The 2263-nt window shown below is 59.8% G+C and carries 4 protein-coding genes; 1 reads left to right on the top strand and 3 read right to left on the bottom strand.

The genetic code is table 11. The features are described from left to right. Positions 1-111 precede the first annotated feature (111 nt). Together J7360_RS18285 and J7360_RS18280 are read right to left on the bottom strand one after the other, a co-directional pair. Positions 112-276, bottom strand: a complete 165-nt coding sequence (locus tag J7360_RS18285; RefSeq protein WP_209034420.1) for a hypothetical protein — start codon at positions 274-276, stop codon at positions 112-114. Further along, positions 273-566: a hypothetical protein gene (locus J7360_RS18280; protein WP_209034418.1), complete on the bottom strand. Its 294-nt coding sequence runs from the start codon at positions 564-566 to the stop codon at positions 273-275. Before J7360_RS18280 ends, J7360_RS18285 begins: the two co-directional genes overlap by 4 nt. 165 nt (positions 567-731) lie before the next feature. On the opposite strand from J7360_RS18280, the gene J7360_RS18275 reads away from it, so the two are divergent. Beyond that, positions 732-1199, top strand: a complete 468-nt coding sequence (locus tag J7360_RS18275; RefSeq protein WP_209034416.1) for a DUF3693 domain-containing protein — start codon at positions 732-734, stop codon at positions 1197-1199. Positions 1200-1577: 378 nt separating this feature from the next. On the opposite strand, the gene J7360_RS18270 is transcribed toward J7360_RS18275, so the two are convergent. After that, the coding region (locus J7360_RS18270) for a Tn3 family transposase (protein WP_209034414.1) at positions 1578-2263 on the bottom strand (686 nt) is incomplete at its 5' end.

The raw sequence follows: 2263 nt of genomic DNA, 5'->3' as shown, positions 1-2263 counted from the left end.
GAGACTTTTGGCCCGTGTTACTGCTCGGGCCAACCGGGTGCGCCGGGCCTGCACCGGCCTGATTGCAGGCTGCGACCGGTGAAAAGGGTAGGCAAGGGGCGAGCAGCGGGGTCACAGAGCCACCGCCGGGGTGTTGCCGATCAACTGGATGCGCTGCTCGATCATCGCCTCGTAGGTTTCGACCAGGTCGGCATTGCCGCACTCGCGCGACCAGCTGACCAGGTCAAACAACGTGTGCAACTTCATGCCGGGGATTTCGACCAGGTCGCGACTCATGCGGACCACTCCGCTTCACACATCGTGGCGTCGCTCAGACGTTCCGCACGCAGCTCGGCGGCAACGATGTAGGGGTCGAGATAGTCAGCGGCAGCAATGCGGTCTTCTTCGCGCTGGCGAAGAATGCGGGCATCCCGCTTGGCATTGGCGACCAGGCTGGCGGCGCGGTAATTGGCATCGACCAGGTCGAAACGACGCTGCTTGGCATAACCGAGATAGCCGAGCAACCCGCGCAGGTATGCGCAGGCGATCAGCACCAGCAAGCCAGCCAGAATAAAGTGATGCGTCACGAAATGTCCCCTGTTGCTGTCGCTTCGAGGCCACTCGCTAGAGCGGCCGCTACCCTACCCTGACCCTCGGCCCCCGGGGGGTACCGGGGGGGAGGGGCGCTTAGCCACGCTAAACGCAGGCGCTTGTATAGTTCAGCGAAACATGAATGTAAAGGTCAACTAAACATGAGCGCGGAAAACGAACTGATCGACCTGGTGCGAGCAGGCGGAAAATTCAGTTCAGACAATGCGTTAGCTCAAAAGCTAGGGGTGACACGAGCGATGGTCAGCTCGTGGCGCTCAGGCAGATATGCACTGCCAGACGAGCGAATTGCGCAGCTGTGCGCGCTTGCCAAGCTGGACGGAGCGAGCTGGATGGCGAGGATTCACGCCGAACGCGCAGAGACCCAAGTCGAGCGGGCGCTATGGAAATCGGTGCTGGACAGGCTGACCCCGATCACCGCGGTGGTCGGGGTGCTGGCGCTGGTGGCCGTAGGCGTCCGCGCAGGGACTCATGAGGCTGTCGTGATGGCCTTCTCCCCTATCGCGATAACCGACCCTCTATACATTATGCGAAATGGCGCTGTTGACGCTCCTGTGCGCCCTGGCCGCCTACCAATGCTGATCCCTCCACAGCAGCGGACCGGACGATGACGCTAGTCACCTAGGAAAACTACGGCATCGAGCCGTGCGACATGCGCTACTGGGGCGCTGGGCACCGCTTTCTTTGATGGTCCACCGACGCAATCCGAGTACCCATTCAACGCAGTCAAAGATGACTGGCTGGTTTTCCCAGTTGCGCACTCCAGGTGGCAAATGGTTCAAGGTGGCCGGCGTTTGGCGTCCTTGCTTGACGCTGCCTGTCACGGGTTTTGGGCTATGAGGTATTCCACTGGCCAGCTCGGTCCGCACCCGCGCCCATCTTGCTAGCCGGTGGTTATGGGGTTCAGCCGACATACGTGTAAAATAGCTCGCAAAATTGGATTTCACTCATTGCATCAGTGAGTTAGCGGATATTTTGGCGCACCAAAACTACCCTGCCAATGCCAGTTCAGTCTCATACGGTTCCGGAACCGCCTCCACATCAATCAGGTAATCCCCGAAGCGTTTCACATGGCTGGTCACGTACGGGCTGAGGCACGCCACGTCCTCCCGCGTGATCTTCCACCCCTGCCGCATCAGAGACGTCATGATTCGGGTCTGTTCGACCACGTTGTAGAAGATCACGGCATTCAAGACCAGGTCGTTGTACTTGACGGCTTTCTCCTGCTCGACGGGGTCATTGTCGGCAATCACCCCTTCCCCGCCGAAGAAGAAGTACTTCGCGAAGCCGTTGTAAGCCTCCACCTTGTTGGTCGAGGCGGTGATCTGCTCGCGCAACTCGCGGTTGGAGATGTACTGCAGCAGGAACAAGGTGCGCACGGTGGAACCGAGCGCCTTGAAGGCCTGGTACAGCCGGTTCTTGCGGCTGTAGTTGCCCAGCTTGCGCATCAACGTCGAGGCCGCGATCTTGCCGGTCTTGATCGAGAGCACGACTTGCATCAGGTCTTTCCAGTGGGTCTCGATCAGATCCCAGTCGACAGTGTCCCGGAACAGCGCGTCGATGTGTTCGTAACGAATGTCCTCATCGGGGCGGAAGAACTTGTATTCGCGCCAGTTGCGGATGCGCGGCATCAGCTGGATGCCCAGCAGATGTGAAAGGCCGAACACCGGCAGCG

The organism is Xanthomonas sp. D-99, from assembly GCF_017746145.1.
GTDB lineage: Bacteria > Pseudomonadota > Gammaproteobacteria > Xanthomonadales > Xanthomonadaceae > Xanthomonas > Xanthomonas cissicola.
The sequence above is the reverse complement of the archived record's forward strand: the minus strand, read 5'-3'. Positions and strand labels throughout refer to the sequence as shown.